24 protein-coding genes are annotated in these 26,304 nt (G+C 62.5%); 14 read left to right on the top strand and 10 right to left on the bottom strand.

From position 1 onward, the window contains the following. Positions 1-18 precede the first annotated feature (18 nt). On the bottom strand, positions 19-366 hold the full coding sequence (locus tag ACHWUQ_RS15455; RefSeq protein ID WP_239808787.1) for a hypothetical protein: 348 nt from the start codon (positions 364-366) through the stop codon (positions 19-21). Between the two features lie 207 nt (positions 367-573). Between ACHWUQ_RS15455 and ACHWUQ_RS15450 the strand changes: the two genes are divergently transcribed. Next, entirely contained in the window at positions 574-2,391 is a 1,818-nt protein-coding gene (locus tag ACHWUQ_RS15450; protein WP_239808788.1) for a glutamine--tRNA ligase/YqeY domain fusion protein, read from the top strand. A gap of 65 nt (positions 2,392-2,456) precedes the next feature. Here ACHWUQ_RS15450 and ACHWUQ_RS15445 read toward each other — a convergent pair whose 3' ends face one another. Then, complete coding sequence (locus tag ACHWUQ_RS15445) at positions 2,457-4,103, bottom strand: acyl-CoA synthetase (protein ID WP_394681651.1); 1,647 nt, start codon at positions 4,101-4,103, stop codon at positions 2,457-2,459. 134 nt (positions 4,104-4,237) lie between these two features. Here ACHWUQ_RS15445 and dnaG point away from each other — a divergent pair, with 134 nt between their 5' ends. From dnaG to ACHWUQ_RS15420, 5 genes are all read left to right on the top strand, one after another. After that, complete coding sequence (gene dnaG, locus ACHWUQ_RS15440; RefSeq protein ID WP_312460489.1) at positions 4,238-6,301, top strand: DNA primase; 2,064 nt, start codon at positions 4,238-4,240, stop codon at positions 6,299-6,301. 352 nt (positions 6,302-6,653) lie between these two features. After that, positions 6,654-9,122, top strand: a complete 2,469-nt coding sequence (rpoD, locus tag ACHWUQ_RS15435; protein ID WP_239808791.1) for an RNA polymerase sigma factor RpoD — start codon at positions 6,654-6,656, stop codon at positions 9,120-9,122. 116 nt (positions 9,123-9,238) lie between these two features. Then, positions 9,239-10,069, top strand: coding sequence for a formate dehydrogenase accessory sulfurtransferase FdhD (gene fdhD / locus ACHWUQ_RS15430; protein WP_312460496.1), 831 nt, complete (start codon positions 9,239-9,241; stop codon positions 10,067-10,069). 285 nt (positions 10,070-10,354) lie between these two features. Continuing rightward, on the top strand, positions 10,355-10,660 hold the full coding sequence (locus ACHWUQ_RS15425) for a helix-turn-helix domain-containing protein (protein ID WP_027010615.1): 306 nt from the start codon (positions 10,355-10,357) through the stop codon (positions 10,658-10,660). A gap of 111 nt (positions 10,661-10,771) precedes the next feature. Then, positions 10,772-11,125, top strand: coding sequence for an FKBP-type peptidyl-prolyl cis-trans isomerase (locus tag ACHWUQ_RS15420; RefSeq protein WP_394681650.1), 354 nt, complete (start codon positions 10,772-10,774; stop codon positions 11,123-11,125). Positions 11,126-11,224: 99 nt separating this feature from the next. Here the strand turns inward: ACHWUQ_RS15420 and ACHWUQ_RS15415 are convergent, their stop codons facing one another. Next, a complete protein-coding gene (locus ACHWUQ_RS15415) occupies positions 11,225-13,261 on the bottom strand; it encodes a VC_2705 family sodium/solute symporter (protein WP_394681649.1) in 2,037 nt (678 codons plus the stop codon). After that, positions 13,245-13,523, bottom strand: a complete 279-nt coding sequence (locus ACHWUQ_RS15410) for a hypothetical protein (RefSeq protein WP_239808794.1) — start codon at positions 13,521-13,523, stop codon at positions 13,245-13,247. Before ACHWUQ_RS15410 ends, ACHWUQ_RS15415 begins: the two co-directional genes overlap by 17 nt. 213 nt (positions 13,524-13,736) lie before the next feature. Here ACHWUQ_RS15410 and ACHWUQ_RS15405 point away from each other — a divergent pair, with 213 nt between their 5' ends. The 4 genes from ACHWUQ_RS15405 to ACHWUQ_RS15390 all read left to right on the top strand — a co-directional run bounded on the left by ACHWUQ_RS15405 (position 13,737) and on the right by ACHWUQ_RS15390 (position 17,634). Beyond that, positions 13,737-14,948, top strand: coding sequence for an ABC transporter substrate-binding protein (locus ACHWUQ_RS15405; protein WP_312415237.1), 1,212 nt, complete (start codon positions 13,737-13,739; stop codon positions 14,946-14,948). A gap of 139 nt (positions 14,949-15,087) precedes the next feature. Then, positions 15,088-16,023 carry a hypothetical protein gene (locus ACHWUQ_RS15400; RefSeq protein WP_394681648.1) on the top strand — a complete coding sequence of 312 codons (936 nt, stop codon included), beginning with the start codon at positions 15,088-15,090 and terminating at the stop codon, positions 16,021-16,023. Positions 16,024-16,126: 103 nt separating this feature from the next. Then, a complete protein-coding gene (locus tag ACHWUQ_RS15395; RefSeq protein ID WP_239808797.1) occupies positions 16,127-16,687 on the top strand; it encodes a sigma-70 family RNA polymerase sigma factor in 561 nt (186 codons plus the stop codon). After that, the gene (locus ACHWUQ_RS15390; RefSeq protein WP_394681647.1) at positions 16,684-17,634 is read left to right on the top strand and encodes a hypothetical protein; all 951 of its coding nucleotides are present in this window, start codon (positions 16,684-16,686) and stop codon (positions 17,632-17,634) included. The genes ACHWUQ_RS15395 and ACHWUQ_RS15390 overlap by 4 nt, the downstream gene beginning before the upstream one ends. 110 nt (positions 17,635-17,744) lie before the next feature. Here ACHWUQ_RS15390 and ACHWUQ_RS15385 read toward each other — a convergent pair whose 3' ends face one another. The 5 genes from ACHWUQ_RS15385 to ACHWUQ_RS15365 form a co-directional block, all read right to left on the bottom strand. Continuing rightward, complete coding sequence (locus ACHWUQ_RS15385) at positions 17,745-18,392, bottom strand: LysE family translocator (RefSeq protein WP_394681646.1); 648 nt, start codon at positions 18,390-18,392, stop codon at positions 17,745-17,747. A 206-nt stretch (positions 18,393-18,598) separates the two neighbouring features. Next, positions 18,599-19,456, bottom strand: coding sequence for a siderophore-interacting protein (locus tag ACHWUQ_RS15380; protein WP_394681645.1), 858 nt, complete (start codon positions 19,454-19,456; stop codon positions 18,599-18,601). Between the two features lie 243 nt (positions 19,457-19,699). Continuing rightward, positions 19,700-20,305, bottom strand: a complete 606-nt coding sequence (locus ACHWUQ_RS15375) for a lipocalin family protein (RefSeq protein ID WP_239808801.1) — start codon at positions 20,303-20,305, stop codon at positions 19,700-19,702. A 124-nt stretch (positions 20,306-20,429) separates the two neighbouring features. Beyond that, positions 20,430-20,957, bottom strand: coding sequence for an MgtC/SapB family protein (locus ACHWUQ_RS15370; protein WP_239808802.1), 528 nt, complete (start codon positions 20,955-20,957; stop codon positions 20,430-20,432). 103 nt (positions 20,958-21,060) lie between these two features. Then, on the bottom strand, positions 21,061-21,270 hold the full coding sequence (locus ACHWUQ_RS15365; protein WP_394681644.1) for a CsbD family protein: 210 nt from the start codon (positions 21,268-21,270) through the stop codon (positions 21,061-21,063). Positions 21,271-21,548: 278 nt separating this feature from the next. Here ACHWUQ_RS15365 and ACHWUQ_RS15360 point away from each other — a divergent pair, with 278 nt between their 5' ends. From ACHWUQ_RS15360 to ACHWUQ_RS15350, 3 genes are all read left to right on the top strand, one after another. Further along, a complete protein-coding gene (locus ACHWUQ_RS15360; protein ID WP_239808803.1) occupies positions 21,549-21,773 on the top strand; it encodes a hypothetical protein in 225 nt (74 codons plus the stop codon). Positions 21,774-21,977: 204 nt separating this feature from the next. Beyond that, entirely contained in the window at positions 21,978-22,274 is a 297-nt protein-coding gene (locus ACHWUQ_RS15355) for a DNA-directed RNA polymerase subunit alpha C-terminal domain-containing protein (protein ID WP_239808804.1), read from the top strand. Between the two features lie 280 nt (positions 22,275-22,554). Further along, entirely contained in the window at positions 22,555-23,826 is a 1,272-nt protein-coding gene (locus ACHWUQ_RS15350) for a serine hydrolase domain-containing protein (protein WP_394681661.1), read from the top strand. A 57-nt stretch (positions 23,827-23,883) separates the two neighbouring features. On the opposite strand, the gene ACHWUQ_RS15345 is transcribed toward ACHWUQ_RS15350, so the two are convergent. Further along, positions 23,884-24,573, bottom strand: a complete 690-nt coding sequence (locus ACHWUQ_RS15345; protein ID WP_239808805.1) for a hypothetical protein — start codon at positions 24,571-24,573, stop codon at positions 23,884-23,886. Between the two features lie 163 nt (positions 24,574-24,736). Here ACHWUQ_RS15345 and ACHWUQ_RS15340 point away from each other — a divergent pair, with 163 nt between their 5' ends. Further along, positions 24,737-25,072, top strand: a complete 336-nt coding sequence (locus ACHWUQ_RS15340) for a Rap1a/Tai family immunity protein (RefSeq protein ID WP_394681643.1) — start codon at positions 24,737-24,739, stop codon at positions 25,070-25,072. Positions 25,073-26,304: the final 1,232 nt, after the last annotated feature.

Below are 26,304 nucleotides of genomic sequence, written 5' to 3'. Positions count from 1 at the left end.
CTAGCGCAGCGCGGCTGCTCAATAGCGGTAGTAATCGCGGTCGTGGCGATGGTGGCGGTGGTAGCGGCCGGGAGGTGGGCCGTAATACACCGGCGCCGGGCGGTAGACCGGTGCGGGGCGGTAGACCACGGCGGGAGGTGGAGGTGCCACATAGACCGGCTGGGGCGCATACACAGGGGGCGGTGCCACATACACCGGCTGCGGTGCATACACCGGCGCAGGAGCGACATACACCGGGGCTGGCACATTGATACCCACCGACCAGGACACCCGGCTGGCATGGGCGCCAGCGCTCATCAGCGCCAAGCCAGTCAGCACAGCGGCAGCGGCCCAGCGAGAGCCTTGTTTCAGCATCGAGTTGCGCATATTGATCTCCTTGCGAGAATCCCTGAAAAATGTCATTGAACTTTCAACGCGGCAAGCAGGCAGAAAGATACCAAACGCTCTGCAAATTATGGTTTCAAGACCAGCTATCCTGTTGCAAAGCGTAAATGACATGCCTGATGCAGGGTCAGAGCCCCATAAACCGCAATCCGTTCCAGCCATCAGGGTACTCCCTTAGAATACACCTCTATGAATGCACCTGCCCCGAGCGCTTCGCACAACGGTAGTGACGAAGTGGTCAAACCCACCAATTTCCTGCGACAAATCATCGAGGCCGACCTCGACAAAGGCAGCTATGCCCAGCGCCACTGGGGTGGCTCGCCTGGCGATGCCCAGCACCACCAGCAAGGCCCCGTCGACCAGGCCAAGATCCGCACCCGCTTCCCGCCCGAGCCCAACGGCTACCTGCATGTGGGCCATGCCAAGGCCATTTGCCTGAACTTTGGTCTCGCGCGCGACTTCGGCGGCGTCTGCCACCTGCGCTTTGACGACACCAATCCGGAAAAGGAAGACCAGGAGTATGTGGACGGCATCATCGATGCCGTGCGCTGGCTGGGCTTTGACTGGAAGGACCCGAGCGGCGAGCAGAACCTGTACTACGCCAGCAACTACTTCGACTTCATGCACCGCTGCGCGGTCTACCTGATCGAGCAGGGACTGGCCTATGTGGACGAGCAGTCTGCCGAAGAGATGAAGGCCAACCGGGGCGACTTCACGCGCCCGGGCGTCAACAGCCCGTTCCGCGACCGCAGCGTGGCCGAGAACCTGCAACGCTTTGCCGACATGAAGGAGGGCAAGCTGCCCGATGGCGCTGCCGTGCTGCGCGCCAAGATCGACATGACGGCGCCCAACATCAACCTGCGCGATCCTGCGATCTACCGGGTGCGCCATGCCGAGCACCACAACACCGGCAACCAATGGTGCATCTACCCGATGTACACCTTTGCGCACCCGATCGAGGATGCCTACGAGCACATCACTCACTCGATCTGCACGTTGGAGTTCGAGGACCAGCGCCCCTTCTACGACTGGTTGCTGGACCACCTGCGTGCCGGTGGCCTGATCGATGCGCCCCAGCCGCGCCAGTACGAGTTCTCGCGCCTGAACCTGACCTATGTGATCACCAGCAAGCGCAAGCTCAAGCACCTGGTGGACAACCAACTGGTCAGCGGCTGGGACGACCCACGCATGCCCACCGTCGTCGGCCTGCGCCGCCGTGGCTACACCCCCGCGTCCATCCGCAATTTCTGCGAGCGCATCGGTGTCACCAAGGACTACGCCTGGATCGACTACGCCACGTTGGACGGCTGCCTGCGCGAAGACCTGGAAAACCAGGCCCACCGCGCGATGGTGGTGCTGGACCCTGTCAAGCTGGAGCTGAGCAACTGGGCCGAGGTGTTCGGCAGTGCCGACCACCTGGAAGCCTGCAGCCTGCCCGCCCTGCCCCACCCGGCAGAAGGCCAGGTCGCCCCCGAGCGCCACTTCACGCTGGGCCGCGAGGTCTGGATCGAGCGCGAAGACTTTGCCGAAGTGCCTCCCAAGGGCTACAAGCGCCTGTTCCCTGGTAACAAGGTACGCCTCAAGGGCGGCTATGTGATCGAATGCACGGGCTGCGAGAAGGATGCCGATGGCGTGATCACCAAGGTGCTGGCCACCGTGGTGCCCGACACCAAGAGCGGCACGCCTGGTGCGGACAGCGTCAAGGTCAAGGCCGCCATCACCTGGGTGGGCGTGGCCGATGGCGTGCAAGCCGAAGTGCGGCTCTATGACCGCCTGTTCACCGATCCGCAGCCCGATGCCGGCGGCAAGGACTTCCTGGCCCTGCTCAACCCCGAAAGCCTCAAGGTCGTGACCGCCTATGTCGAGCCATCGCTGAAGACGGCGCAGCCCGATGACAAGTTCCAGTTCGAGCGCTTTGGCTACTTTGTGGCCGACCGCCACGACCACCGCAGCGACAAGCCGGTGTTCAACAAGATCACCGGCCTGAAGGATTCCTGGGGCAAGTAAAGGTCAGCGCCCAGCGAGTCGATCCCAACCCGCCCAGCTTGCTGCGGCGGGTTTTTTCATGCGCATCAACTGTCTATGGCATCCGCAGACCCCGCCTGCTTGCGCAGCTCGAACTTCTGGATCTTGCCGGTGCTGGTCTTGGGCAGCTCGCCAAACACCACTGCACGCGGAATCTTGAAGCCAGCCAGGTGCTTTTTGCAGTGGGCCACGATGTCCTCCGCGCTTACCTGCGCGCCAGGCTTGAGCTCGACAAAGGCGCAGGGCGTCTCGCCCCAGCGGGCATCGAGCTTGGCCACCACGGCCGCTGCAAGCACGGCGGGGTGGCGGTAGAGCACGTCCTCGACCTCGATCGACGAGATGTTCTCCCCGCCCGAGATGATGATGTCCTTGCTGCGGTCCTTGATCTTGATATAGCCATCCGGGTCCTGCACCGCCAGGTCACCGGTGTGGAACCAGCCACCGCGAAATGCCTCCTGCGTCGCCTCGGGATTTTTCAGGTAGCCCTTCATCGCGATATTGCCCCGCAGCATGATCTCGCCCATGGTCTGGCCATCCTGCGGCACTGGCGCCAGGGTCTCCGGATCGCGCACCTGCGCATCGCGCTGCAGGTGGTAGCGCACGCCCTGGCGGGCATTGAGGCGGGCACGCTCGCCCACGTCCATGGTCTGCCAGTCGGCCTGCTGCGCGCAGACCATCACCGGGCCATAGACCTCGGTCAGCCCATAGACATGGGTCAGGTCAAAGCCCAGTTGCTCCATGCCCTCGATCATCGCTGCCGGCGGCGCAGCGCCCGCCACCATGCATTTGACGCCGGCAGGCACGCCCTCCTTCAACGCCGCAGGCGCGTTGACCAGCAGGCTGTGCACAATCGGCGCGCCGCAGTAGTGGCTGACGCCATGCTGCTTGATCGCCGCAAAAATGGCCTGCGCATCAACCCGGCGCAGGCAGACATTGACGCTGGCGCGCAGCGCCACCGTCCAGGGAAAGCACCAGCCATTGCAGTGGAACATCGGCAAGGTCCACAGGTACACCGCGAACTTGGGCATGTCCCATTCCAGCACGTTGCTGATGGCATTCACGGCCGCGCCCCGGTGGTGGTAGACAACGCCCTTGGGGTTGCCGGTGGTGCCACTGGTGTAGTTCAGCGCAATCGCATCCCATTCATCGCCAGGCAGCTGCCAGTCAAAACCGGCATCGCCCTGGGCCAGCAAGGCCTCGTAGCTCAGGCTGCCCAGCCGTTCGCTAGCCTCGCCGTAGAGCGCGTCTTCCACATCCACCAGCAGGATGGGTGTCTGCGATTGGCGCAGCGCCAAGGCCTTGGCCACGACGCTGGCGTATTCCGGGTCGACGATCAGCGCCTTGGCCTCGCCATGGTCCAGCATGAAGGCAATGGTCTGTGGATCGAGCCGGGTGTTGAGCGTATTGAGCACCGCGCCCGCCATCGGCACGCCAAAATGCGCCTCCACCATCGGCGGGGTGTTGGGCAGCATCACCGCCACCGTATCGTTCTTGCCAATGCCATGCTGCTGCAAGGCGCTGGCCAGTTGCCGGCAGCGCGCATAGGTCTGCGCCCAGGTCTGGCGCAGTTCGCCGTGGATGATGGCCAGCCGCTCCGGGTAGACCTCGGCGGTGCGGGCGATGAAGCCCAGCGGTGTCATCGGCGTATGGTTGGCCCCATTGCGGGCGAGCCCGGTGTCAAAAATGCTGCTCATGGCGGTTGGTCTCCTGGGCAGCACTGTGCCACAAGCTGCTGACGCGAAGATTGCGCGCTGTCACGCTTTCGATAGCCGGCAATGGCCACCGACCACGGGCGGATTGGGGTGGCGGCGCGGCAGCGCAGCCCGGCATGCGCGACAATAGCCGGGTGTCCATTCCCCAGTCATTTATCCAGGAGCTGCTGTCCCGCGTCGACGTGGTCGACGTGGTCGGCCGCTATGTGCAGCTGAAAAAAGGCGGCGCCAACCTCATGGGGCTGTGCCCCTTCCATGGCGAGAAATCGCCCTCCTTCAGCGTCAGCCCCTCCAAGCAGTTCTACCACTGCTTTGGCTGCGGCAAAAACGGCAATGCCATCGGTTTTCTGATGGACCATACCGGCATGGGCTTTCGCGAAGCGGTGACCGACCTGGCCCAGAGCGTGGGCCTGCCAGTGCCCGAGGACGATGTATCGCCCCAGCAGCGCGAGCGCGCCGCGCAGGCGCGCGAAAAACAAGCCTCGCTCACCGATCTGCTTGAAAAAGCCGGAGACGCCTACCGCAAGCAGCTGTCGCAATCGCCCAAGGCCATTGCCTACCTCAAGGGCCGGGGCGTCAGCGGCATCACCGCCAAGCGCTTTGGCCTGGGCTATGCGCCCGAGGGCTGGCGCAGCCTGGCCAGTATCTTTCCTGCCTATGACGATGCCAAGCTGGTCGAATGCGGCCTGGTGATCGAATCGGACGATGGCGAAGGCAAACGCTACGACCGCTTTCGGGACCGGGTGATGTTCCCCATCCGCAACATCAAGGGCGAGTGCATCGGCTTTGGCGGCCGGGTGTTTGGCGATGAAAAGCCCAAATACCTGAACTCGCCCGAAACCCCGGTCTTCCACAAGGGGCGCGAACTTTATGGGCTGTTCGAGGCCCGCACGGCCATTCGCGAGCATGGCTATGTGCTGGTGACCGAAGGCTACATGGATGTGGTGGCGCTGGCCCAACTGGGCTTTCCGAATGCGGTCGCCACCTTGGGCACTGCCTGCACGCCTGACCATGTGCACAAGCTGTTCCGCTTTACCGATACCGTCGTCTTCAGCTTTGACGGCGATGCCGCCGGCCGCCGCGCCGCGCGCAAGGCACTGGACGGCGCACTGCCCTATGCCAGCGACACGCGCAGCATCAAGTTTCTGTTTCTACCGGCCGAGCACGACCCGGACAGCTTTGTGCGCGAGTACGGCGCGGACGCCTTTGCCCGCCATGTGCATGACGCCACGCCGCTGTCACGCTTCTTGCTCGAAGCGGCCAGCGAGATGTGTGACCTGGGCCAGGCCGAAGGCCGTGCGCGCATGTCCAGCAACGCGCGCCCGCTGTGGAACCTGCTGCCCGATGGCGCGCTCAAGCGCCAATTGCTGGGCGAGATAGCCGACAAGGCCCAGTTGCCCGCGGCCGAGCTGGAAAATCTGTGGCAAAAGACCACCGCACAAGAGCTGGCACGCCAAAGCGGCGGCAGCCAGGCGGCCGCCAGCAGCGGCCCGCGCCATGCCTCCGCCTGGGATGCCCCGCAGACGGGTGCCGACAGCATGCCTGCCTATGGCGATGCGCCCCCCTGGGGCAGCGACACCACGATGGACCGCTACCCCGGCCAGCGCAACGAGCACTACGGAGAGCCACGCAGCCCCCATGGCGGCGGCAACGGCTACACCAAGCGCAGTGGCGAGTGGCGCCCCGGCCAGGGCGGCCGCAAAGGCGGTTGGCAGCCCCGGCCCGAACCACAGCCGCCAATGCCCAGCGTGGCGGTCACCCGCGAGGACCAGGCCGCCCGCCTGCTGCTGTCGCATATGGCGTTTCTGGAGAACTTCTCACCCGAAGACGCCGCCACCTTGGCCCAGCTGCCGAGCCCCCATGGCCCGCTCTTTGCCTGGGTGGAGCAGCAGTTTCTCGCCCATGGCGCCCAATCCTGGGCGGTACTGCGCGAGCATATGCGCGGTCACCCGGTCGAGGCCTTCGCAACGGTGCTGATGCAAGGCCAGCATGCGCAGATTGACGGCCCGCTCGACGAGATCCGCGCCGAGTTGCGCGACTCCCTCAGCCGCATCGTGCTGGACCAACTCGAAGAGCAAAACCGCCATCTGGTCACCCAGGCTTCCGATCCGCAGGCGCTGCGCCGCTACCAGAGCAACTTCCACCGCATCGGCCTGCTCAAGCGCCAGGTCAACAAGTAAGCCCGGCCCTCCATCGCCGGGAAGGGCCTGCAAAAATATTTAGCCCGATGGCCGTACAGGCCCTTGACATTGGGCAAAAAGGTATAATATTTGACACATCGGCAAGAGCGACAGCAGCACCTCCGGACCGGGCCCGCATGAAGGATCATGCGATTTGCCACCAGCGCAAGTGCCCAAAATACCGCAAGGACTGCATTCCAAATGATCGCCCCCACATCTTGCCTTGAGGCTTAGCGCCTCGTGCAGCCGCGTTGTTCGCCGCACTTGTTGCGATTGACCGCTGCAGTTCCCATGCGCCGGTGATGGCGCTTGCCAGTTTTCTTTGTGTGTTCTCTTTGCTCTGAGGGTGTCCATGCCAGCTACAAAGTCCGCGAAGTCGTCCGTCAAGTCGTCCACCAACACCAGCGCGGCCAAAAGTGCCAAAGCTACAGCAGCCAGCCCTGCCGCCAAACCGGCGGCCAAGCGTGCTACTGCTGCAGCAGGCAAAACCGTAAAAGCCAGTGCTGCGCCCACCCCAGCCAAGGCAGCGACGAAGAAGGTTAGCTCCGTGTCCGAAAAACAACGCCTGTCCCAGGCCGAACTGCTCAAGGCAGCCGATGCCCTGCTCAATGCAGGTGCCCCCAAAAAGCGCGCCGCCAAGAAAAGCGAAGCCGCCGATGAAGAGACCCCGGTGAAGGCCAAGGCCGCCACCAAGACTGCAGCCAAGGCCAAGACGGCCAAGGCCGAAGACGACAAGCCCAAGGCGCCCCGCAAGACGGCTGCCGCCAAGACCAAGGCCAAAGCCAAGGACAAGGGCGATGAAGATATCGACGATACCGATTTCTCGGATATCGAAGAAGACATCGCCGGCGACAGCGAAGAGGTGGTAGAGGCCTCGACCTCCTCCCCTGATGCGCCGACCGAGAAGGTCAAGCCGCTGCGCATGAAGGTCTCCAAGGCCAAGGAACGCGCGTTGATGAAGGAGTTCGGCCTCGACGAAGCCGTTCTGACCGAAGAGGAAATGTCCACCCGCCGTCAGCGCCTGAAGGCCCTGATCAAGCTGGGCAAGACCCGCGGCTACCTGACCAATGCCGAAATCTCCGACCACCTGCCCGACAAGCTGGTCGATGCCGAGACGCTGGAAGTGGTGATCTCCATGTTGAACGACATGGGTGTGGCCGTCTACGAGCAGACGCCCGACGCAGAAACCCTGCTGCTGAACAACACCGGCCAGTCCGCGACCACCGAAGAAGAAGCCGAAGAAGAAGCCGAAGCGGCTTTGTCAACGGTGGATTCCGAGTTCGGCCGCACCACCGACCCGGTCCGCATGTACATGCGTGAAATGGGTACTGTCGAGCTGCTGACCCGCGAAGGCGAAATTGAAATCGCCAAGCGCATCGAAGGCGGCCTGCAGGACATGATGCTGGCCATCAGCGCATCGCCCGCGACCATTGCCGAGATTCTGGCGATGGGCGAAGAGATCCGCGAAGGCAAGGTCGTCATCTCCACCGTGGTGGACGGCTTCTCCGACGCCGACGAAAACGACGACTACGTCGCGGAAGAAGACTTCGACGAGTACGACGAGGAAGACGACGACGACGGCAAGGGCGGCTCCAAGGCGCTGACCAAGAAGCTCGAAGAGCTGAAGAACGAAGCGCTGTCGCGCTTTGCCAAGCTGCAGTCGCTGTTCGAGCAGTTGCACGCCGCCTATGACAAGAGCGGCTACGGCTCGCCCCAGTACACCAAGGTGCAGGACCAGTTGTCGGCCGAGCTGATGACCATCCGCTTTACCGCCAAGACCATTGAAAAGCTCTGCGACATGCTGCGCGAGCAGGTCGACAGCGTGCGCCAGAAAGAGCGTGCACTGCGCAAGATCATTGTCGAGAAATGCGGTCTGCCCCAAGAAAAGTTCATCCAACTGTTCCCGGCCAACTTGCTCAACCTGCAATGGATCGAGAAGGAAGCGCAAGCGGGCAACAGCTGGAGCGCCATCATGGGCCGCAATATCCCGCCGGTGCAGGAGCTGCAGCAGAACCTGATCGACCTGCAGGCCCGCGTCGTCGTGCCGCTCGATGAGCTCAAGCTCATCAACAAGCGCATGAACGATGGTGAGCGCGCCTCGCGCAATGCCAAGAAGGAAATGATCGAGGCCAACTTGCGCCTGGTGATCTCGATTGCCAAGAAGTACACCAACCGGGGTCTGCAGTTCCTCGATCTGATCCAGGAAGGCAACATCGGCCTGATGAAGGCCGTGGACAAGTTCGAATACCGCCGCGGCTACAAGTTCTCGACCTATGCAACCTGGTGGATTCGCCAGGCGATCACGCGCTCCATTGCGGACCAGGCTCGTACCATCCGCATTCCGGTGCACATGATCGAGACCATCAACAAGATGAACCGCATCAGCCGCCAGCACTTGCAGGAGTTCGGCTTCGAGCCGGATGCCTCCATCCTGGCCGAGAAGATGGAGATCCCGGAAGACAAGATCCGCAAGATCATGAAGATCGCCAAAGAGCCGATCTCGATGGAAACGCCGATCGGTGACGATGACGACAGCCACCTGGGTGACTTCATCGAAGACAGCGCCAACACTGCGCCGGTCGATGCCGCGATGCAGGCCGGCCTGCGCGATGTGGTCAAGGACATCCTCGATGGCCTGACCCCCCGCGAAGCCAAGGTGCTGCGCATGCGCTTCGGTATTGAAATGTCCACCGACCACACGTTGGAAGAAGTGGGCAAGCAGTTTGATGTGACGCGCGAGCGCATCCGCCAGATCGAAGCGAAGGCACTGCGCAAGCTCAAGCACCCCAGCCGCTCGGACAAGCTGCGCAGCTTCATCTGAACGTCCTCAAGACCGATCCGGTCTTGTCCGCAAACCCCGCCCCGGCGGGGTTTGCTTTTTTGCACGCCTGCCCACGGCCCGAACGCCGGCATTCGCTTTGCGTCACAATCAGCGCCATGTCCTCCGATCTGCCCCGCGCCGTCCAGCAACTGCCCGCCACCGTGATCACGCCTGAGGCCTCGGTCTCGCGCCTGGATACGGTTGCGGCCGAAGTGCCGGTGGCGCTGGTGTTCAACGGCATCTCGCATGCGGTGATGATGTGCAGCCCCCAGGACCTGGAGGTGTTTGCACTGGGCTTTGCGCTGTCCGAAGGCATCATCGACCAGGTGGCCGACTGCTATGGCATCGAGGTGCAGCCGCTGGCGCCTTGCGGCACGGACCCGGAAGCACCGGGCATCAGCGTGGAGATGCAGATCGCCAGCCGCTGCTTTGTGCGCCTGAAGGAGCGGCGCCGCGCCCTCACCGGCCGCACCGGCTGCGGCATCTGCGGCATTGATACGATGGACGCGCTGGACCTGGTGCCCGAGCCTCTGCCAGCGCTGGCGGATTGGGCCAGCCAGCTGGACCTGACTGCGTTGCAGACGGCATTTTCTCAGCTGCCCGGGCTGCAGCTGCTCAACCAGCAGGCTGGCGCTGTTCATGCGGCTGGCTGGGCCACCCCCGATGGCCAATTGCAGGCCGCACTGGAGGATGTGGGCCGCCACAATGCGTTGGACAAGCTGCTGGGCCACATGGCGCAGCAACAGATGCTGGCCCAACCCGGCTTTGTGGTGATGACCAGCCGTGCCAGCTATGAACTGGTGCGCAAATGCGCCCGCATGGGTCTGCCGGTGCTGGCCACCATCTCTGCCCCCACCAGCCTCGCCATCCAGGTAGCCAACCAGGCCGGCATGCGCCTGTTTGGCCTGTGCCGGGGTCCGCGCATGGTGCGCTACAGCGCCCATTGACCGGCTCGCGCCCCCTGTAGACCAGGGCACGGGCCCGCGCGTGCGGGAGGGCCACTTCTGCGCTGCAGCGCCTTCTGGGCGGCCTTTGCACACTCAAAAACCGTAGCAATTGAACAACACTTAGGATGCCGCCTAGGCCCATTCGGCAGCTGCGCCTATACACCGCCGATGAAGAGCTATTAAACTTGTAGCAGATGTTGCCGCGACGCCGATCGCACCCTCTCAGTGGATTTGCATGCGAAGGCCTGGACCTCGCTCCTCAACACAGCGCAAGGAGACCCTTACATGAGCGCCAAGGAAAACACCGCCATCAACCAGCTCTTCGAGCGGTTGGAATGCCGCTACGCTTTGCGTGTGCTCTGGGCCTTGCGTGACGGGCATCCCCAGACCTTCCGCTTGCTGCAGGACAGTGTGGGCGGCATTACGCCCAACACGCTCAACACCCGCATCAAGGAGTTGCGCGAGGCCGGTTTCCTCGACCACAACAGCGATGGCTACACGGTCACCCCCTCCGGCCAGGACCTGCTCAAGCGCCTGTCCGATGTGCAGGCCTTTGCGACTCGCTGGGTGGCAGCCCAGACCAAGAAGTAAATTCCCGCGCACCGAAGCCATTTTTGTCCTGCAGAGCCCGCCTTGTGCGGGCTCTGCGTTTGTGGGCGGGTATGATCGCAGCTGGTAGCAAAGCACTCACAAAGGAATCACATGACCACCGTCACCACCCCATCCGGCCTGCAGTACGAAGACACGGAAGTTGGCACCGGCGCCGAAGCGGCCAAGGGCAAGCAAGTCACCGTGCACTACACCGGCTGGCTCTACAACAATGGTGAGCAAGGCGCCAAGTTCGACTCCAGCAAGGACCGCAACGACCCCTTCGTGTTCCCGCTGGGCGCCGGCATGGTCATCAAGGGCTGGGACGAAGGCGTGCAAAGCATGAAGGTGGGCGGCAAGCGCACCCTGATCATCCCTGCGGAGCTGGGCTATGGTGCACGCGGCGCAGGCGGCGTGATTCCTCCAAACGCCACGCTCAAGTTCGACGTGGAACTGCTGAAGGTCTAAGACCCACATGCCTGCGGGCCTCTGAACCACCCCCATAAGAACTGCACATGGCGCCCAGCCTGTGCAGTTTTTTTCATGTCCGGGCCAGCCTGGCCTGCGCTATGGGGCGCGGGGCAAGGACTGCCGGGTGCAGCAGCTGACCGCCCAGGTCACGAAGATGCCCAGCGGCACACCAAACACCGCTGCCAATGTGGGCTGAATGCCCCACCACAGATGCGCAGAGGCCTGGGCGCCGGGCACCAGGCTGGTGATCGGCATGTTGACGACCATGTAGTACAGCGTAATTCCCAGGCCGGCCGCCATGCCGCACACGGCCCCGCGCCGCGTGGCACCGCGCCAGTACAGGCCCAGCAGCATGGCCGGCACAAAGGCGGCAGCGGCAATCGAGAATGAAGCGGACACCAGCACCAGAATGCCCGAGCTGCGCACCGACGCCACTGCGGCCGCAGCGAGCGCCACCATCAGCAACGTGAACTTGGACAGAATCACGCGCTGCTGCGGCGTGACCGACTTGCCGCGCTCGACCAGGTAGAGGTCACGCACCAGCGCGTTGCTGATGGTCAGCAGCAGGCCATCGGCGGTGGACAGCGCAGCGGCCAGCCCGCCGGCCGCCACCAGGCCCGAGACCACAAAGGGCAGGCCCCCCAACTCCGGCGTGGCCAGCATGATCAGGTCCGCACCAAGGTGGATTTCGCCCCATTGCACAATGCCATCGCCATTCGCATCCTCGATCGACAGCAAGGCATTGTCCATCCGCGTCCACTGCGCGATCCAGGCCGGCAACGCATCGAAATGGCTACCGACCAGGCTTTGCATCACCTCCAGCTTGACCAGCGCAGCGAGCGCCGGCGCACTGGTGTAGAGCAGCACCACGAAGAACAAGGTCCAGACCACCGAGCTGCGCGCAGCCGCCGGACTGGGCAGGGTGTAGAAGCGGGTGAGCAGATGCGGCAGACCGGCCGTGCCCAGCATCAGGCAGAACATCAGCGCCATGAAGTTACGGCGCGACAGACTCTCCTGCTCCTGCGCGCTCTGTTCGGTGCCCAGCATCGGCGCATAGGGCAAGGTGTGCTGCGGCATGCCGCCCAGCGGCTGGGCACGGGCATAGTTCTCGCGCATGGCTGCCGTCCACAGCTCACGGGCGCTGCCCACGTCCTGCGGCAAGGCGGCCAGCTCGCGTCCTGCGGCCAGCACCTGGCTCAGGTCCGCATTGCTGATGCGCAACTGCTGCACTTTCTCGTGCAGGCGCGTGCGCTCCGCCTCCAGCGCAGCGGGGATGTTGCGCAGCCGCGATTCATACAGCATGCCCTTTTGCAGATAGACCAGTTCCACATCGCGCTCGGCCGGGTCGCTCAGCAGCTGCTTTTCCAGGTCGGCGATCTTGCCCAGGTCCTGGGTGTAGGCTACGGCGGCGACCGGGTTGCCCAGGCGCTGGTAGGCCAGCCACGACACCGGGATCAGGAAGGCCAGCAGGATCATCACGTACTGCGCGACCTGGGTCCAGGTGATGGCCCGCATGCCGCCTAGAAAGGAGCACACCAGCACACCGCCCAAGCCCAGCATGATGCCGATCTCGAACTGCACGCCGGTGAGCCGCGAGGCGATCAGGCCCACCGCATAGATCTGCGCCACCACATAGGAAAACGAGCACATCACCGCTGCCACCGCAGCAATCACGCGCGGCCAGCGCCCGCCATAGCGCAGCTGAAAGAAATCGGGCAAGGTGTAGAGATTGAGCGCCCGCAGCTGCGGCGCAATCAGCAGCGCCACCAATACAAAGCCGCCACTCCAGCCCAGCAGATAGGCCAGGCCCCCCGCTTGCTGGCTGGTGCCGGCAAAGCCCTGCAGGTACAGCGCGCCCGACAGCGACAAGAAGGAGGCCGCGCTCATCCAGTCGGCCGCCGTGGCCATGCCGTTGTAGACCGGCGGTATGCGGCGCCCGGCCACGTAGTACTCCTCCGAATCGGCCGTGCGCCCCCAGACGCCAATGGCCGCATACATCATCACCGGGACAAACAGGAACAGCGGACCAATCCACTGGCGCGACAGACCGGCGCGCTCGGCCCAGGCGACCAGGCCGATGAAGCAGCCCAGGCCCAGCAGGTACAGCACAAAGAACTTATGGTTTCGTGCCATGGTCATTGCGGGCAACCTGCACATCCTTCTCCGGGTGGCGGTGCATGTACAAGGCGTAGCCGCCAACCAGCAGCACATACAGCACCGGCAGCACCGATGCGCCGTACAGATAGGCCGTGCCATTGCCCCAGAGGGCATCGATCTCCGGCGCCCAGTACAGGCCGCCAAAAGTGCTGAGCACCAGCACCAGCAAGACCAGCAGCTTCATTGCGTTGAGCGGCATGGTCTCAAAGGGGGCGGGGTGGGTGTGCGAGGGATCCATCGGGGCCTTTCAAGCCGTATGACTGAGACAGCAGCAGGGTGCAGCCAGCATTCTTGCATTTTGTCGCAGATGGGACTGGTTTGCCCAGCGTCCTAGGGGAAGCACCGTAATGGGCTGCCGCAACGCTTTTGATAATTCCTGCGAAGGCCGGTGGCCACGCCGCAGCCAGGCCAGGACCCGCCGGTGACGACAACAACAGACAGGAGACAAGCAATGACCCTTCGCACATCCACCGCTGCTGCCAGCTTGCTGGCATGCGCCACCCTGGCCGTCCAGGCCGCCGGCATCTCCGATGACAAGGTCAAGATCGGTGTGCTCAGCGACATGTCGGGCCAGTACGCAGACTCGGGCGGCAAGGGCTCGGTAGAAGCGGCCAAGATGGCAGTCGAAGACTTTGGCGCCAAGGTGCTGGGCAAGCCGGTGGAAGTAGTTTTTGCCGACCACCAGAACAAGGCCGATATTGGCGGCACCAAGGCGCGCCAGTGGTGGGATGCCGAAGGGGTGGACATGATCGTCGACATCAACAACTCGGCCATTGCCGGTGCGGTGTTCACGATGGCCAAGGAGCGTGGCAAGGTCGCCATCAGCACGGGCGCGCTGTCCACCGGGCTGACCAATGAGTTCTGCGGCCCGACATCGATCCACTACACGGTGGATTCGTACTCGCTGGGCAAGTCTGCGGTGCAGAGTATCCTGGCCCAGGGCAAGAAGGACTGGTACATCGTGGCCGTCGATTACGCCTATGGCAAGGTGACGGCCGCCACCGTCACCGACTTCGTCAAGGAAGGCGGCGGCAAGGTGCTGGGCACCGTCTACCACCCCTTCAATGCCAGCGATTTCTCGTCCTTCATGATGCAGGCCCAGGCCAGCAAGGCCCAGGTGATCGCACTGGCCAACGCCACGCAGGACACCGTCAACTCCATCAAGACGGCGCGCGAGTTCGGCATGACCAAGAACCTGACCTTTGTGCCCCAGCTCATCTACATCAACGATGCCCATGCGATGGGGCTGGAGCTGGGCCAGGGCCTGACCTTTGCGACCGCGTTCTATTGGGACCGCAACGATGCCTCGCGCGAGTGGTCCAAAAAATACCAAGCCCGCATGAAGAAAATGCCCTCGATGAACCAGGCCAGCGTCTACTCGGCCGTTACCCAGTATCTCAAGGCCATCGAGGCGGCTGGCACCGATGATGGCCTGGCGGTGACCAAGCAGCTCAAGACCATGAAGATCAACGACATGTTCTCGCAAAACGGCTATGTGCGCGAAGACGGCCGCATGGTGCATGACATGTTCCTGGTGCAGATGAAGACACCCAAGGAATCCAAGGGCCCCTGGGACTACTACAAGATCCTGGACACCATCCCGGGCGAGCAGGCCTTCCAGCCACTGTCCAAGAGCACCTGCTCGCTGGTCACGCAGAAGTAAGCGCGGCTTTGGGGCAGGCCCGGTGCAACGGCCTGCCCGCGAGGCTTACAAATAAATACGATTGGGTGCAGCGCCATTTAACCCCTTGCGGGCGGATGGCGCGATTCAGGGCAGACCACCACTTCTGCAAAGCCCTGCCATGCACGCCCCCTCTGCCCCTGTTTCTGCGTTCTTCTCCGCTTGCCCGCACCAGCGCCTCGGCATCAAAGCCCTGGCATCACTCACCCTGCTTGCTGGCAGCCTGGTGGGCGGCCTGCCCGCGCAGGCCAGCCCGTTGGCCGATGTGCAGATCATCGACCGCAGCAGTGGCCAACGCCTGCCTCTGTACTACCACCAAGGCGAGTACTGGGTGGCAGGCCAGCCGGGCAGCAGCTATGCCGTCGATATCAAGAACCGCAGCCGAGGCCGCATCCTCGCAGTGCTCAGCATTGACGGCATCAACGCCATCAGCGGCCAGGCAGCGGCTGCCGTGCCCGACGATGGCTATGTGCTGGGCGGCCGCCAGCAATGGGCCATCTCCGGCTGGCGCAAGAGCGACCAGCAGGTCGCCGCCTTCTACTTCTCCCACAGCGACGATTCTTATGCCGCACGCACCGGCCGGCCCCGCGACATCGGCGTGATCGGGGTCGCGGTGTTCCGCGAGCGCGAACCCCAGCCCCAGCCACCCATCCTGCGCAACCGCGAGGCGCAAAAAAGCTCGGCACCGGCCGCCGAGGCCAGCAGCGCCGACAGCGCAGCGCCAGCGATGCCGCCACCCGCCAGCCCCGCCGCCTCCGCCGCGCCCAGTGCCCCGGTCGCTGCAGAATCCCGCCAGGCCACCGCACCCGCTGTCCCGGCACCGGTGGCGCCGCGCCTGGGCACCGGCCATGGTGCACTGGAGCGCTCTGTGACGCGGACCACCGAGTTCCACAGCGCCAGCAGCAGCCCGGCGCACATCATCCGCATCCGCTATGACAGCCATGCCAACCTGGTGGCCCAGGGCATCATCCGCGCGCCGCAGTCTGCAGCGCAGCCGGCGCCCCGCCCTTTTCCGGCATCGCCGTCGGGCTATGTACCTGATCCGCCTGCCTATTGACGGCCTGCATGCGCGGGCAAGGCCGTGCGGCGGCGTGCGATTTTCTCCACAGTCGCCACCCGCAAGCACAGGCTTTTGCATAATCTGCCGCATGCAAGCCGAGATGCCAGACGACCAAGCGCTGATGCTGGCCTACGCCAGCGGTCAGGTGGCGGCGTTCGAGCAGCTCTACCAGCGCCACAGCCAGCGCTTGTGGCGTTATTTTTTCCGCAATACCGGCAATGCCGCGCTGGCCGATGACCTGGCGCAGGAGACCTGGTTTGCCGTGGTCGATGGCGCCGCCCGCTACCAGCCGCAGGCACAGTTCACTACCTGGGCCTTCACCTTGGCCCACCACAAGCTGGTGGACCACTGGCGCCGCCACAAGGCCCACCGCAGCCTGGATGAAGAGGACAGCGAAGGCATGCGCCTGGCCGAGACCTTGTTTGCCAACTCCGGCTTTGACCCCGAGCGGCTGCAGGGCCGCAAAGACCTGGCGCGCGCGCTGCTCGACGCCCTGGCCCAGTTGCCCCCCGAACAGCGCGAGACATTTTTGCTGCAGGCCGAAGCCGATATGTCCTTGGCCGAGATCGCGGCGGCCACGCAGGTGACCCAGGAAACGGCCAAAAGCCGCTTGCGCTATGCCCGCGCCAAACTGCGCCAGGCCATCGAGGTGACCGCATGAACGCCCCGCAAGACCCCAAGCGGCCCGATACGCTGGCCGACCTCTACCGTGAGGCCAGCGCGCAGGATGCCGGCCCCAGCGATGCCAGCACCGCGCGCATCCTGGCCCATGCGCGTGCGAAAGCAGCACAGACCCCCGCCGCTGCACCTGGCGATCTGGACAGCGCCGGCCAACAAGGCCAGCACTTCGGTGGCGAGGCCGCCAACGACCGCCGCTGGTGGCTGCAGGCACTGGGCAGCCTGGCCGCCATTGGCCTGGTCAGCTGGCTGGCGCTGCAGCAGCTGCATGAACCCGGCGCGCCGCAGCTGGAAGCCCCGCAGATGGACAGCGCGCCCAGCGCGGCATCGGCACCGCCGCCCCCACCTGCCGCGCCCGTTGCACCTGCGGCTGACAGGGCTGCGAGCCCCGACAGCGCCAAGATGCGCAGCGAAGCCGCGCCTATGGGCAAAGCAGCAAGCCCTGCCGCCAAGCAGGCGCCCCCACCGGCCCCCGCCGCTGCGGCTGGCGCAGGCGCTAGCAGCGCCAACACAGGGCCTGCGCCTGCCATCGCACCCGCACCACAGGCAGAGCGCCGCATGCCCTCGGCAGCCGCGCCAACGCCAGTAGCGCCGCCCATGCCGGCACCTTCAGCACCCGCAGCTCCCGCTGTAGCACCCGCCTACCCAGCGGCCGCACCCGCTGCCAGAAAGCAGGCGGCCGAGCGGGCAGCAGCACCGATGGCCGCAGCACCCGCTGCATCAGAAGCCGCCTCCGCACTGGCTGCTGCCGCTACCCTGCCCGCATGCGGCCCCCATCTGGATGCCCAGGCCCTGGCCGAGCAGCGCCGCCGCGTCCAGGCCTATGACAAGGCCCTGGCCGCTGGCCTGCCAGCACCTGCGCCAGTGCCGCTGTGCCGCCCAGCGCCGGCCCATGAGGCAGAACCTGCGCAGCCTGTGGACAGCCGCTGAGCCATCGCCCAACGCGGCGCCGACATAGAAAAACAGGCCTGCATATTGCAGGCCTGTTGGTTTGGTATCAGCGGAGATCAGCGAAGAGGTGGCGCAGGATTTAGGCCGACCTAAGCCATCAGGTCATGAAGCCCATAGCCAAAACCGGCAACGCCAATGGCCAGCAGAAGGCAGGAGGCCACCAGCAAAATGCGCTTCTCGCGGGCGGGGGAGATCAAGGTACGCACCAGGAGCGCAATCAGCCCCAGCATGCTGAAATCCAGCACCACCCAGATGACGGTGAGCACCGCCAGGCTGTGGTCAGGCGCAGGCAGCACGCCGATGAACTGCGGCAGAAATGACGCAAAGAAAATGATGTCCTTGGGGTTGGAGACACCGAGGATAAAGCCCTGGCTGAAGCCGCCCTGCTTGCTGCCCGTGGCAGGTTCTGCAGACATGGTAGTGCCAGTTTGGGCATCCATGGCGCAGGCATCGCCGACCATGCCCCAGGCGATCCAGACGATGTAGAGGCAGCCTGCCAGGCGCACCAGCTTGAACGCGGATTCATCGATGACCAGCAAGCCCTTGATCAACAGCGCCGACAGGAAAATCAGCACCAGCGAGGCCAGATTGGTGCCGCAAATGGTGGCAAACGCCCGGCGCATGCCACCCACCAGCCCGGCACGAGCCACCAGCAAGGTCACCGGGCCCGGGGTGACCAGCAAGGTAATGACCGACAGCGCGAACAGAAAAACCAGCGATAGATTGAGATCAGACATGGGCTGCGAACTGGGGAGATAGTGCGTGCCTGCGGCGCAGGCCAAAGCGAACGATTGTGCCGCCAAGCCCCGCGTCAATCAATGCACGGCAGCCGTGGTGAACGCTATTGCGACCGCCACGACCGCTGAAGCCCGGCGAAGCGGCACCGCGCGCGCCCCTGATAACCAGCAGGTGGGCCCGGAGCGTTCTGCGGCGTGCCGGGCGCCTACAGCGCAATGCCCAGGTCGTCCCAATCTGCCAGCTTGCCGCCGGCGGCGCAGAACTTTTGGTAGGCACTTTGGCGCTCGGCATCAATGTCGGTATTGCTTGCGCCGCGCTTCCAGTATCCGGCGATGGACACATCCGCCTTGTCCATGCCGAGCTCGGTTTGAAAATACTTGCGGATAGCGCGCATTTCATCGCGCTCGCCCGCACCCCAGATCAGATGCTGCGCAGGGGACTGCAACTGGCGCGCCTGTTGCAGCAACAGGTCGGTGCCATGCGCTGGCAGCCGCTGCAACTGCAGGCCAGGCACTGTCGGCAATTCCCCGATCCCATGCACATCATCACTGGCGATCCAGCCCACGCCTTGAACCCCTGCGGGCCAGCGGCGCAGGATCGCGTAGAGCGCAGGCAGTCCCGAGTCGTCGCAGAACAGCGCCACCGGGCGTCCTTCGCCCCGGGGCAGCACAATATTGCCACGGGGGCCTGTCAGCCGCACTTGCTGGCCAATGGCCGCCTGTGCGGCCCAGCGCATCATCGGGCTGTCACCTCCGTGCATCACCACATCGAACTCGGCGCAGCGCGTATGCGGCACAAAGCTTCTGACGGTGTAGACACGCGAGATGGCAGGCCATTGCGGATCAGGATAGACCCGGAAGGCGACGTTCACGCCGTCCCACACCGGGTCGTTGCCGACGTCACCTAGATGCATGCCGACCCGCAAGGTATGCGGTGACGGGCGCTTGAGCGAAATGATCGTGGCATCGAGCAGCTGCAGTCCGCGTTGGTGCTCGGTGTCACGGCGCACATCGGGGGCCGCTTGGCTGCTAGAGGGCTGGGAAGGGTGGGAAGAATGGGACATCGACATACAGACCGCGCGGGCCATCGATAGCGTGGAAAAGAGCTTGGCTGGCTGGCAGACCCTTGAGGCCGACCGGTGGCTAGCAAAAACGACCTTGGAGACGCTGAGGTCCCGGGTCGCCCCACGATGAAACAGATGCCGAGAGCAGCGCCGTGGCTGCATCTCTCGATGGGCTGATGATAAATCAGTTGAGAATGAATATCATTTAATACCCATGCCACGCACGCAGCCTTTGTCCCGCTATCAAGCCGCCTTGGAGCTTTCCACCATTTCCAGCGCGGCGCCATGCGGCACGCGCACCAGGCGGCTCGCATCGACGCCGTTGCTCACGGCAATCGCTACCAAACGCGTATAGGCAGCGTCATCGATGCTGGGTGTACGCGAGAGAATCCATGCGTATTTCGCCCCGTCGCCCACCACCACCGCATGGCCTGCATCGTGATCGACGTAGACCACATGGTAGCCCGCATAAAAAGGACGAAAGAAAGAGACTTTCAACGAGCCGACTTCCGGGCCTGCCAGCAGCTTGGCGACCGCTGTTGCGGATTTCCACCGCCCGTTCGCCGGATCGAATCCGCGATTGGTCACCTGCACCGTGCCGTCGCTTTGCAACACATAGTCGGCGGTGCAGGAGGTCAGACCCCTCTCAAACACATAGTCAATTCGGGCCAGCTCATACCAGTGGCCCATGTACTGCTCCGCATCAAAGTCCTGCACGGGGCGCACATTCTGAGGCACCCGTACCCGCTGGCCGGCATACCACAGCGCCGAGACGGCGGCTGTCAACACCATGGCCAGCGGAAATGACGAGGTTTTGGCGGTGGCCGCCGCCCGAGGGGTACTGCGCATTGGGGCTCCTTTGAACAAAACCCTTTTGTACCGCGCATGCCGCAGCAGCGGCGTAGGCCCGGCCAATGCGAGGGTCTAGGTGGATTCTGACAATGCCGCGCCGGAAGCAGGACGCGGCCCGCCCTCACTCGGGCTGGCGCTGCTCCGCCGGCGAGCCATCCTTGCGCGGCACCACATTCTTGGGCAGCACCATCAACACGAACAGCGCAAACAAGGCGCAGAGAATGGCAGCAGCTTCCTCCCCTGCGCCCACGGCCATGCCGATTGCCGCAGTGAACCAGATCCCCGCAGCGGTCGTCAGGCCCTTCACATCCTCGGTGCTCTCCTTGGCCGGCTTCAGAATCGCACCGGCGCCCAGAAAGCCGACACCGGCCACCAGCCCCTGGATCACGCGGCTCGAATCCATAGGCGTCATGCCCATCAGCTGCGCCACCGCGAGGAAAGTGGCAGAACCCATCGCCACCAGCATATGGGTGCGCAAACCTGCGGCCTTGCCGCTGGCTTCTCGTTCATAGCCCAGCATGCCGCCCAGCAATGCGGCCAGCAACAACTTGAAAATAATGCGTGTGGCCTGGGCCAGATCCGTGAGGTCGGACAGTTCACCAGCCACGGTATTGACAATGGTCTGGAAAGCAGAGTCGGAAGAATTCATCGCACAAGCCTTGGTGCATAACGCAGCAAAGCGGCCATGCATTCAGGGCCGCTCGCCAGCACATTAAAAACCTCCCCGGTGTGAACCGGAGAGGCCGCCTTGATTACCAGCGGTAGTTATTCTTGGTTTCCCAGTCTTTTACCTGCAGCTCGGCTGCATCCTTGGCAATGCCTTCGCGCTCCTGGATGCGCCCCACCAACTGTTCACGTTGGCCATCGACGACATCCAGATCATCATTGGTCAATTTGCCCCATTGCTCCTGCACCTTGCCTTTGAACTGCTTCCAGTTGCCCTTGATCGTGTCTTCGTTCATCAGTCACTCCTTGATGGTTTGAGGGTTAAAAGATTGGCGTGCAACCAGTGTCACACCATCACCAGTCCGGTATTGCAGTCGTGCAAGCTGCATGGCCGTAAGGGCTCTCCCACAGCCATCGCTGAACGGACGATTTGTGCCTAAGTCACGTCAGACCAAAGCTTTTTCTATGGGAATTCGATACCCAGTACATGCGCCGCAGCGCATACTGGCGGTGGCGACGAGGAGCGGCCTCGCATAGAACCGGCATTCCAGCGATATTCAAGGAGTTGAAAGCCATGACATATGCATCCAAACCCCTTCCGGCTCAGGCACTGAGCCAGGAAGAGATTCAAGCCCGTTATGAAAGGGACCGAATTTCCTATCCCGATGGTGTTCCCGACTCCCGTATTACCTGGATAGAAAGGCCAGAATACAAAGGCAATGAACTCAGCTACCGCGGCCAGAAGCCCAAGACCATCGTGACCCTGGGCAGTAGCGCGAGCCCCAGCACTCCTTCCTGAGTGCCTCCAAGTGTGCAAGCAAGCATGGCCCTCCATGGGTGCTGGCAGATGCATCCATTTCTCTGTCCACCAGCCCTCTGCAGAGGGCTTTTTCATGCGCGCAGGGGCAGGCGCCGCATCTCGCACTGCGCACCTGGGTTGTAAGCTTGTATTAGGACTCGGGTGCTAGCATCAAGGCTCGCAACATAACCCTGTCTCTATCTGATGTCTCCGCTGAACGATGCGCCATTTGCGCACGCCACCCCGCTTGCAGGAAAGCTCTCCAACCGCGCATTCAACGCCCTGGCCCGCCACAACATCACGACCGTGGAAGCAGTCATCGCGGCCTACCCCGAGCGGCTGCTCAAACTGGCCGGTTTTGGCCTGCAGTCGCTGCGAGAGGTCGAAGCGGTGTTCTTCCCCGGCCAGTGCTATCTGGCTGACCTCAAAGATGGCCAACGCCCCTCGAAGAAAATGCATATTGCAGCGCCTGCAGGATTAGGACTGGCTTCAACCGCCTGAATACAGGCTCAACCGCCACGCAATACAAACCGGTACGCGCCGGTCCCCCCGCCCACCTTGGTGCGCTCCCGTACAGCGAGCGCCTCGATGCGAAGACCGTGCAAAACGCGATGATTCCCGTCACCCATCCACACTGTTTGCGGCAGATGAAGGCAGCATGCTTTTGGGCTCTATAAGATACTGCGAAGAGCATGCATGAATGGAGCTACAGATGGCAGTAACGCAGTGGTTGAAACGCGCACCGGGCCTGGGCGCAGCATCGCTTTTGCTGGTCTGCCATATGGCTGCAGCGCAAGCGGTGCCCGCATCTGCATACCCCGATGCCGCAGACAGCGATCCCGTCAAACTGGGCTGGATGGTCGGATCGCCGCCGCCTGCGAACCGCATTCTGCGGTTTGAAGACGGCTCCTATTTCCAGTTCCCGGCAATGCGCTGGAGTGTGGCGCACTTTCGCGAGCTGATGCCGACCGTGAATGTTTCACGCGGCCTGCGGCCTGCCGCCCCATTGCCGAGGGCTTTGCGTGACGATATCGACGGCTTGGAATTCAAGCGCCTGGATACCGGAGAAACCATGCGTTGGCGTGACGCGCTGGCCGCCAACTACACCGACGGCATGGTCGTGCTGCACCAAGGCCGCATCGTTTACGAACGCTATGCCGGCGCACTCCAGCCCGATGGCCAGCATGCAGCGATGTCGGTCACCAAGTCCTTTATAGGCACCTTGGCAGCGATGCTGGTCGCAGAAGGAAAGCTCGACCCTGAGCGCAAGGTGGCGGACTATGTGCCGGAACTCTCCAAATCAGCCTTTGGCAGCGCCACCGTGCGCCAGGTGATGGACATGACCACCGGCATCCGGTTCAGCGAAGACTATGCCGATCCCAACGCGGAGGTCTGGGCCCATGCGGCCGCAGGCAATCCCTTGCCCAAACCCAAAGACTTCAGCGGCCCCCGCAGCTATTACGAGTTTCTGCAAACCGTACAACCACAAGGCCAGCACGGCGAGGCCTTTGGCTACCGCACCGCCAATACCGATGCGCTCGGTTGGATCATCGCGCGGGTCAGCGGCCAATCCGTCGCGCAGCTGTTGTCCAGCCGGATCTGGAGCCGCCTGGGCGCCGAGCAGGATGCGTATATGTCGGTAGACGCAACCGGCACCCCGTTTGCCGGCGGGGGCCTGAACACAGGCCTGCGAGACCTTGCGCGCTTTGGCGAAATGGTCCGCAACAAGGGCTTTTTCAACGGACAGCAGATCATTCCCGCTGCAGCCATCGCAGATATCCGCCAAGGCGGCAAGCCGGCCGACTTCGCCAAAGCCGGCTACACCCTCTTGCCCGGCTGGAGCTACCGCAATATGTGGTGGATCACGCACAACGACCACGGTGCCTTTGCCGCACGCGGCGTGCATGGCCAGGCGCTCTATATCGATCCGAAAGCGGAAATGGTCATTGCCCGCTATGGCTCGCACCCGGTGGCTGGGAATGCGGCAAATGACCCAACCTCATTGCCGGCGTTTGAGGCGCTGGCGCGGTATTTGATGCGGGCTCGGCGCTGATGCAGGCCAGCGAAAACATCGCCAGCCAAGTGCCTACGCAGGTTTTTTCGATGGCCGTTAAAAGGATGAAAGAACCCTGTACTTGATGGAGCTTCCCGGCAACTCAAGCACTTGGATACGTGCCGTCCGGAATTGGATCTCCATGGGGAGTGCCTCGACGTCGTAGGCCACATCCTGAGAAAACGCCGGGCGTACAAAGTCACCGGCGTACTCGCGGTACAGCAGCCTCAGTGTCTTGCCCGCAGAACCCAAAAATACCAACTCATTGCGAAAGGCCTCAGGCCGAAGAATGGACTCTTCTACCGCTCTAATCGCAATGGGTCGCGGCAAGTCTTTATGCCACCATACGGAGTCCGCCGGTACCATGACCTCCGTCACATGGCCATCCGCCGTGAGACCAGAAAAGCATGTGGGTTTGATGGCCACACCGAGTAGATTGCGCATTGTCATACGCTCTGTGCAGTAGGCCTCTTTCGAGTCTGCTACTGCCTTGACCAAATAGTCAGTCTGGGAGACGTCTACGGGAGCGCCCCCAATCCTTCCAGAATACGGTTCGGCAAGCTGCATGCCGGATTTCTTCCAGACTTTGTATTGCGACAGCACGGCAGAGCCAACAGTGGCAGTGGAGGTACTTCCGATACTCGGATCTGTGCCGATGGTTGGCTCAACACTTGGCGCCTTCTGTACTTGGATGGTGGTACAAGCAGACAGTGAAAAAAGCAAAGCGGGAATCAGGACGTAACGCATAGAAGCCAATTTCTGAAGTCGATTCCTTGAGCATAGCAGCGATGCCGCAATGTGGTGCTCAGTTTATCTACAGCACCTCCGTGATCCGGAGATGGCGGGTCGCGTGTTGTTCCCTGCCACGGTCAGTACTGTAAGATTCCGCTCATTTGCCTAGGAGATTGAATTGATTCGCCATCTGATTGCCACGCTCTGTCTCGCAGCTGCTGCCAACGCAAACGCATACTCCGGCAACGACCTTCTTAACGACCTCACAAGTACCAAGCGCAATGGTCTTACACCTGGCAACGCGTTGCACGACGGGGTTGGAATGGGATATATCATGGGCGCCAGTGACATGCTGATCCAATCTGAGGCCGTGTGCTATCCCAAGAACATAAAAAATGGACAAATTAGCTCTGCGGTGCAGAAGTATTTGGAAGGAAACCCCGAAAAGAGAGATGCGCAGGCGGCGCTTCTCGTTTATATAGCCCTTACAGTGAACTTTCCTTGCAAGAAGTAGTCTTTTAGAATTCACATTTCTGCATTTATTAATCCGAATGGCATAACCACAACCGAGATTACCCTCGCGTTAAGACCGCCAGCTTTGGGCCTGGCGCTCTAGTTCAAAGCATTATGACAGATATTAAATTTTAGAAATAAAACGCATAATATCTTCTTCCTCATACCGAATGAAAATTTTTATTTTGGATTTCTATCACCCGCAGCGCTTCCAGATGGACGTGCACTTCATTCTTTCCAGCATACAACGATAGAGCTGCCGATACTTCAAGAAGACCTTCTTGAGAATTGAACTTTCTCAAAGCAAGTTTTAACTACATCAACCCCAAAACTGCCGGTGCAACAGTTTCACCCGCAACGCCAGGATTTCTGGATCATGCGACATATGCAGGACGGGCGTGGTGCCCATGCGCACATACTCATGCCAGGCGTGGAAGGCGCAGGACTTGGGCAACGTCTGGGCCGTATCCCTGATCGCGTCACGGGTGAAAATCAGGGCTTCAGAATGCGCATTCTTGAACCGGGCCAGTACCGACCGGGTGCACATTTCTCAATGTGCAGGCTCTAACGCATGAGTCACTCTGGATGGAATCAACGAAGCCTACTCTCTCAGCCCGTCCCGCTGGATGTGGGCCGACGTCCCTTCATCCAAGCCAGCGCCGAGAGCACGCTCAGCGCAAAAATCCGGCATTGCTCGGCATTCCAAGAAGCGCAGAGCCAGCACCACTGGCCAAGCATGCATAAGATGCATGCACGCCTGGCGCATGAAGCTTTCAGCCCTGCGATAGCCTAGCCGCAGCTGTGCCGCGCACTGCGATGGCAACCCGATCTAATTACAAGGCCTTCTGCAAATACTGCACATAACGCAAGGACGCATTGCATGGGTAGCAGACGCGGCACACCTACGCGACCAACGCCCTGCGCGCCGGCGTGAACCTGACCTGCATCGCCAGGCAGATGGGACACAAGAACGCAACAAAGATGCTTTCACCGGCCGCCCCAATGGGATTGACGGCTCAGATCGGGCGCAGGATAAGCCAAAGCTTGAAAAGCAGCGCAGAAATGAAAAAACCGCCCAGAAGGCGGTTTGTTCAAAATAGAAACCTTGGAGAGGTTTCTTACCAAATCCCTGTTATCCTGAAGTCTGGTTCTCTTCAGAGGGAAAATTTGGTAGGCGCGATTGGACTCGAACCAACGACCCCCACCATGTCAAGGTGGTGCTCTAACCAGCTG

Origin of the sequence: uncultured Comamonas sp. (assembly GCF_964277875.1) — a bacterium.
GTDB classification, from domain to species: domain Bacteria; phylum Pseudomonadota; class Gammaproteobacteria; order Burkholderiales; family Burkholderiaceae_C; genus Comamonas; species Comamonas sediminis.
The sequence above is the reverse complement of the archived record's forward strand: the minus strand, read 5'-3'. Positions and strand labels throughout refer to the sequence as shown.

Excerpts from the sequence above, each read along its gene's own strand:
- ACHWUQ_RS15455 (WP_239808787.1), bottom strand. The coding sequence starts at position 366 with ATGCGCAACTCGATGCTGAAACAAGGCTCTCGCTGGGCCGCTGCCGCT.
- ACHWUQ_RS15450 (WP_239808788.1), top strand. The coding sequence starts at position 574 with ATGAATGCACCTGCCCCGAGCGCTTCGCACAACGGTAGTGACGAAGTG.
- ACHWUQ_RS15445 (WP_394681651.1), bottom strand. The coding sequence starts at position 4,103 with ATGAGCAGCATTTTTGACACCGGGCTCGCCCGCAATGGGGCCAACCAT.
- dnaG (WP_312460489.1), top strand. The coding sequence starts at position 4,238 with ATGCGCGACAATAGCCGGGTGTCCATTCCCCAGTCATTTATCCAGGAG.
- rpoD (WP_239808791.1), top strand. The coding sequence starts at position 6,654 with ATGCCAGCTACAAAGTCCGCGAAGTCGTCCGTCAAGTCGTCCACCAAC.
- fdhD (WP_312460496.1), top strand. The coding sequence starts at position 9,239 with ATGTCCTCCGATCTGCCCCGCGCCGTCCAGCAACTGCCCGCCACCGTG.
- ACHWUQ_RS15425 (WP_027010615.1), top strand. The coding sequence starts at position 10,355 with ATGAGCGCCAAGGAAAACACCGCCATCAACCAGCTCTTCGAGCGGTTG.
- ACHWUQ_RS15420 (WP_394681650.1), top strand. The coding sequence starts at position 10,772 with ATGACCACCGTCACCACCCCATCCGGCCTGCAGTACGAAGACACGGAA.
- ACHWUQ_RS15415 (WP_394681649.1), bottom strand. The coding sequence starts at position 13,261 with ATGGCACGAAACCATAAGTTCTTTGTGCTGTACCTGCTGGGCCTGGGC.
- ACHWUQ_RS15410 (WP_239808794.1), bottom strand. The coding sequence starts at position 13,523 with ATGGATCCCTCGCACACCCACCCCGCCCCCTTTGAGACCATGCCGCTC.
- ACHWUQ_RS15405 (WP_312415237.1), top strand. The coding sequence starts at position 13,737 with ATGACCCTTCGCACATCCACCGCTGCTGCCAGCTTGCTGGCATGCGCC.
- ACHWUQ_RS15400 (WP_394681648.1), top strand. The coding sequence starts at position 15,088 with ATGCACGCCCCCTCTGCCCCTGTTTCTGCGTTCTTCTCCGCTTGCCCG.
- ACHWUQ_RS15395 (WP_239808797.1), top strand. The coding sequence starts at position 16,127 with ATGCCAGACGACCAAGCGCTGATGCTGGCCTACGCCAGCGGTCAGGTG.
- ACHWUQ_RS15390 (WP_394681647.1), top strand. The coding sequence starts at position 16,684 with ATGAACGCCCCGCAAGACCCCAAGCGGCCCGATACGCTGGCCGACCTC.
- ACHWUQ_RS15385 (WP_394681646.1), bottom strand. The coding sequence starts at position 18,392 with ATGTCTGATCTCAATCTATCGCTGGTTTTTCTGTTCGCGCTGTCGGTC.
- ACHWUQ_RS15380 (WP_394681645.1), bottom strand. The coding sequence starts at position 19,456 with ATGTCCCATTCTTCCCACCCTTCCCAGCCCTCTAGCAGCCAAGCGGCC.
- ACHWUQ_RS15375 (WP_239808801.1), bottom strand. The coding sequence starts at position 20,305 with ATGCGCAGTACCCCTCGGGCGGCGGCCACCGCCAAAACCTCGTCATTT.
- ACHWUQ_RS15370 (WP_239808802.1), bottom strand. The coding sequence starts at position 20,957 with ATGAATTCTTCCGACTCTGCTTTCCAGACCATTGTCAATACCGTGGCT.
- ACHWUQ_RS15365 (WP_394681644.1), bottom strand. The coding sequence starts at position 21,270 with ATGAACGAAGACACGATCAAGGGCAACTGGAAGCAGTTCAAAGGCAAG.
- ACHWUQ_RS15360 (WP_239808803.1), top strand. The coding sequence starts at position 21,549 with ATGACATATGCATCCAAACCCCTTCCGGCTCAGGCACTGAGCCAGGAA.
- ACHWUQ_RS15355 (WP_239808804.1), top strand. The coding sequence starts at position 21,978 with ATGTCTCCGCTGAACGATGCGCCATTTGCGCACGCCACCCCGCTTGCA.
- ACHWUQ_RS15350 (WP_394681661.1), top strand. The coding sequence starts at position 22,555 with ATGGCTGCAGCGCAAGCGGTGCCCGCATCTGCATACCCCGATGCCGCA.
- ACHWUQ_RS15345 (WP_239808805.1), bottom strand. The coding sequence starts at position 24,573 with ATGCGTTACGTCCTGATTCCCGCTTTGCTTTTTTCACTGTCTGCTTGT.